General features: G+C 41.8%; 5 protein-coding genes and 1 pseudogene. 2 read left to right on the forward strand and 4 right to left on the reverse strand.

Going from position 1 to position 4,305, the window contains the following annotated elements:
* Positions 1-188 precede the first annotated feature (188 nt).
* Together ACTIE6_RS18970 and ACTIE6_RS18975 are read right to left on the reverse strand one after the other, a co-directional pair.
* Positions 189-746 carry a DUF6428 family protein gene (locus ACTIE6_RS18970; protein WP_439558139.1) on the reverse strand — a complete coding sequence of 186 codons (558 nt, stop codon included), beginning with the start codon at positions 744-746 and terminating at the stop codon, positions 189-191.
* Between the two features lie 55 nt (positions 747-801).
* A complete protein-coding gene (locus ACTIE6_RS18975; RefSeq protein WP_439558140.1) occupies positions 802-1,134 on the reverse strand; it encodes an ArsR/SmtB family transcription factor in 333 nt (110 codons plus the stop codon).
* Between the two features lie 107 nt (positions 1,135-1,241).
* Here ACTIE6_RS18975 and ACTIE6_RS18980 point away from each other — a divergent pair, with 107 nt between their 5' ends.
* Together ACTIE6_RS18980 and ACTIE6_RS18985 are read left to right on the forward strand one after the other, a co-directional pair.
* Complete coding sequence (locus ACTIE6_RS18980; RefSeq protein WP_439558141.1) at positions 1,242-1,943, forward strand: protein-tyrosine-phosphatase; 702 nt, start codon at positions 1,242-1,244, stop codon at positions 1,941-1,943.
* A 366-nt stretch (positions 1,944-2,309) separates the two neighbouring features.
* Positions 2,310-3,563: a hypothetical protein gene (locus tag ACTIE6_RS18985; protein WP_439558142.1), complete on the forward strand. Its 1,254-nt coding sequence runs from the start codon at positions 2,310-2,312 to the stop codon at positions 3,561-3,563.
* Between the two features lie 39 nt (positions 3,564-3,602).
* Here the strand turns inward: ACTIE6_RS18985 and ACTIE6_RS18990 are convergent, their stop codons facing one another.
* Both ACTIE6_RS18990 and ACTIE6_RS18995 read right to left on the reverse strand, forming a co-directional pair.
* Positions 3,603-3,953 (reverse strand): DUF6799 domain-containing protein, encoded by a 351-nt coding sequence (locus tag ACTIE6_RS18990; RefSeq protein WP_439558143.1) that lies wholly within the window; start codon positions 3,951-3,953, stop codon positions 3,603-3,605.
* Positions 3,954-4,025: 72 nt separating this feature from the next.
* Positions 4,026-4,305, reverse strand: a pseudogene (locus ACTIE6_RS18995) (hypothetical protein); the annotation flags it as partial.

Genomic DNA, 4,305 nt, shown 5'->3' on the forward strand with positions numbered 1-4,305 from the left:
ACTTGTTCAAACAGCTCCATTCCGGCGACACCAACAAGTGCTCCTTCGTTTCTGGCTAAAATGAAATGTTCTAAACCAGTAGGCAAGTCATCAGTAAGAAGGTCTGCTTCTTTCAGCAGGCTGGTTACTAGTTCTCTGTCTGCTGGCCCTGCTTTATCAATTTGTAGTTTCATAGCTGGTTGTTTTGATTAGCAGCACCCAGAGCCAGGCTTGCAGCTGTCACCATCAGAGGTGACCAGTTCCAGTTCCTGTTTAACAGGCGAAGGTGCGCAGCACGATGCTTCGGCGGGCGACGTGCCGCAGCTTTGGTTACGGGTAAGTGCTTTGCATTGGGTGAAGTCCGGGACCAGGTTAACAGTGAATGTTTCACCATCGGAAGCAAACTCTCCGGGGTACATCTGGCGTGTATCAAACTTGGAATTGCCGAACTCAATTTTAACGGTTGCATTGGGGTTCAGGGGAAGGGATTTTTCAACCAGGTCAACAATTTTCAGCGCTTTGTCAACTTTCATTGAACGGTCTACTTCTTTCTCTGAGGGTTCCCAAAGCTGCACGATCACTTCTGTCCAGCTGTTCATAACCCCGCCGCAATCAACCGAAACGATGGGTGCTTGTTTAATCTCGGTAATGTGGTAAGAGCTGTCTACAAACTTGCCTTCTTCATATCGGAATTGCAGGTGCAGATCTGGATTTTGTTTAAGGGTATTTTTGAAATCACCCCAGCTCATCGGATTCAATTGGCTCATGGTTCTTATTGGTTAAATGTATTATTACGATTGATATGTTCAAAAAAATGTCCTGCTAATTGCAGCAGGATTCAGTAAGGGCAAATGTATCCAGCAGTAAGCCAAATGTTTTCTGCGCTTCTGACCACACGACCGGGTTAATGCAATAACATACCCTTGGTGGATTGATTTCACCGTGAATAATGCCGATCCTTTTGAGCTCCTTCAAATGCTGGGATACGGTCGCCTGGGCTAATTCGAGCTCATCCACTAAATCACCGCAAACGCATGATTTTCTGGCAACCAGTAGTTGCAGAATCGCAACCCTGGCCGGGTGCGAAAATGCCTTTGCCAGATCCGCGATACGGTTCTGCTGCTCTGTGAATATTTCGGTTTTAGTTACTCCCATGCTGCAAATATAGATAGCATTCTATTAATTGCAATATTACGATAAATATTTTTTGTCTGCTAAATTCTATCGTATCTTTACGATTGGCTACAACTTACCTGATAAATATGAACTTGATTAATCTATTACTGATAACCGTTTTTACCACTGCCGCAATCATGCCAGCTAGCAACTTAGACAACAAAAAAGCACTAAACCCAAAGCTCTCTTCCTACATCAACACGATTGAAGACGACTTCTCAAAAATTCCAGAAGACCGAAGAGAAGAGCTTGACAAAATCGCTGTATTTATCCAAAAGCAGGTCAAAGCTGGCCAGCCAGTGCAGCTCACATACATCTGTACGCACAATTCCCGCCGCAGTCATTTCGGCCAAATTTGGGCTGCTACCGCTGCTGCATATTACGATATTCCTAATGTTAAAACATACTCTGGTGGCACTGAGGCCAGTGCATTCAATGAGCGGGCAGTTGCTGCTTGCAAGCGGGCCGGTTTTGATGTAACGAAAACATCAGAAGGCAAAAACCCGGTCTATCATGTAAGCTACGGACCGGATACTGAACCTATGAAGGCATTTTCAAAGAAGTATGATGACGTTAGCAACCCTCAAAGTAATTTTTGCGCTATCATGACCTGTTCGCAGGCTGATGAAGCTTGCCCTGTAGTAAAAGGAGCAGCTGCCAGGGTTGCTGTTCCTTATGATGACCCGAAAGCCTTTGATGGCAGCGCGCAGGAGACAGCCAAATATGATGAACGCTGCAAACAGATCGCAACCGAAACAATGTATGTTTTTTCAAAAGTGAAAATCTGAATGCTTCTAACACGCTAGTGCATACAATTACATTTTAACCTAGTCGCTGAGCCAGCTTCTTGAAGCAAAAACATCATTTGCAATTCGATTGTGAAATAATTTTGCAAATAAACCTGGTCTATACAAGTGTTCATTTAACGACCGTTTCCGCGTACGCTGGATAAAACACAAATGGGAGAAAAAGCCCCCACCTTAGCTCGCTGCTGGCCATGCTAATCTGTATAATAATCTTTCCGCTTTTTTAAAGATGAATCTAGCTTAGGGCTTTGTCACTACAAAGGTGGTGCTTTCAAGCAGAATATTTGATTGCCAGCTTATCAAACCTTAATTTGCATAACACTTGAACTGCCGTGAGAAGACATATACATGATCGACATTATTAATCAATATAAAACTGATCCAGAATCGGTCTATCAGACCTGGTTCATAAACAATGAAGAACGTTTGAAGGCATTCCGTTCTATACGTCGGGGTGTACAGCAAATAGTGGCAGACATCAAACAAGGGAAATTTCCAAACGATTTTCGGGAATCCTCGCTTGAATTTGTTTTAAACTGCATTACTGAGCAAAAGCAGGTTTTCGAAGGAGCTTCACATCCATTCTATTGGAAGCCTAAACTCAGGATACCAGATATCTACGAGAATCAGGCTAATAAAAAGGCTTTTGGCCAGTTTTTGGAAAACTGCCTGATTGCGACCAAAGAGGAGCAATTACTTCGGGAGATTATTCGTTTAGATGCACTAAAAATTAAGGGGTTAGGTCCTTCTGTCGCTAATATTCTATATTTTTTACATCCTACACTTATCCCACCCTTTAATACTGCCATCCTAAATGGATTTAATTATCTGTATAAAGATAAAAAAAAGCTCGGGTCATGGTCTGAATTCCTTAAAATTCGCGAGGTTATACTTAAAGCAAATAAGGAGTACTGTCGTGAACTGTCAACAGACTTAGGAGCATTCTCAGGATTATTATTTGAGATTGGTACCCAGAAGATGAGCTTGGGGATGGAAGGGTATTTTTCAGCGGAAGAACGTCAAAAACTGGAAAAACTCATTGAAAAGCGGCAATCCCAGCTTCTAGCAGAACGTCAGGACGACAATTTGCATACAGAAATGCAGTATCATCTCCTTAAAATTGGACAAGCATTGGGCTACGACGCTTTTCCGGCAACTAATGATCAATCAAGAAGCTTTGATGGTCATAAATTTTCTTTTTTATGCCAAGGCAACTTTCCTCAAATAAATTGTGATATCGAAACTCGAAGTACTATAAAATTAATTGATGTACTCTGGTTTGAAAAGGGAACAGGCAAGGTGATGGCAGCCTTTGAAGTGGAGAAAAGCACTTCTATATACTCCGGGATTTTACGGTTGACGGATTTGTCATATACTATAGCAAGTGGGGATGAGACATTTTATCTGATCGTACCAGACCACCGCGAAAAGGATGTGTGCCTGCAATTGTCACGTCCCTTTGTTAAAAGCAACAATGTTTTATTCAAATACATTTTATTTTCTGAACTCAGAAAACATTGTGATTCTATCTGCAAATTTGGTGATAGCCACAAAATCATGAGCAGGATTGCAAAAAATGCCCCGTTATATACACATAAGTAAGTGTTTAACAGGGCATTTTATATTTAGAAGAACAGGCCTTTACTTAGTACCCGATTTTTTGGGCTTGTGTTTTTTCATGTCCATGTCCATCTTATCCATTTTTCCCATTTTTCCGTCCATATCGACCATTTCTCCTTCTTTAAGGGGCTTATTGGTACCGTCTTTCATCATTACGGTGCCGTCTTTCATAATCATTGTTCCGTTTTTCAACGTCATATCTTCGGTCATCGCAGTCATCTCACCGCCTTTCATAACCATCATCTTTCCATCGTGCATCATTACGCAATCTTTCATAGATGCATGCATCTTATCCATTTTCTTTTCTTTATCCTGTGCATATACACTAAAGGAAAAAAGAATTGCTACCATTAAGGCAAGTAATTTTTTCATTGTTCTCGGTGGTTAAATTTATAATGGAATACTGCTCAATAAGTATGCCATAGTATTCTCTACTATCAAAATTTACAATACAATCGGTTTCACCAAAATCTGTCCATCACGTTCAAAAACACAAAGTGAGGTTTTTTTATCAGCCATCAGGGCAAGCTTGGGATATTGACCCTTACCTATCGAAACGGTTTTTTGCCCGTTAGCGCTGCGAAACCGAATAGCTCCATCCTGTTGCCAGGCAATTGCATGCCCTTTACCAGTTTGCAAAATTACAGGGGTACGGCCAGCTCCCAGTTTTACTTCCGGCTTTTCGGGCTCGGCTACATAGACATCCAGTTGGCGCCTCCAGACC

Origin of the sequence: Dyadobacter sp. (assembly GCF_051859145.1) — a bacterium.
GTDB lineage: Bacteria > Bacteroidota > Bacteroidia > Cytophagales > Spirosomataceae > Dyadobacter.

Excerpts from the sequence above, each read along its gene's own strand:
- ACTIE6_RS18970 (WP_439558139.1), bottom strand. The coding sequence starts at position 746 with ATGAGCCAATTGAATCCGATGAGCTGGGGTGATTTCAAAAATACCCTT.
- ACTIE6_RS18975 (WP_439558140.1), bottom strand. The coding sequence starts at position 1,134 with ATGGGAGTAACTAAAACCGAAATATTCACAGAGCAGCAGAACCGTATC.
- ACTIE6_RS18980 (WP_439558141.1), top strand. The coding sequence starts at position 1,242 with ATGAACTTGATTAATCTATTACTGATAACCGTTTTTACCACTGCCGCA.
- ACTIE6_RS18985 (WP_439558142.1), top strand. The coding sequence starts at position 2,310 with ATGATCGACATTATTAATCAATATAAAACTGATCCAGAATCGGTCTAT.
- ACTIE6_RS18990 (WP_439558143.1), bottom strand. The coding sequence starts at position 3,953 with ATGAAAAAATTACTTGCCTTAATGGTAGCAATTCTTTTTTCCTTTAGT.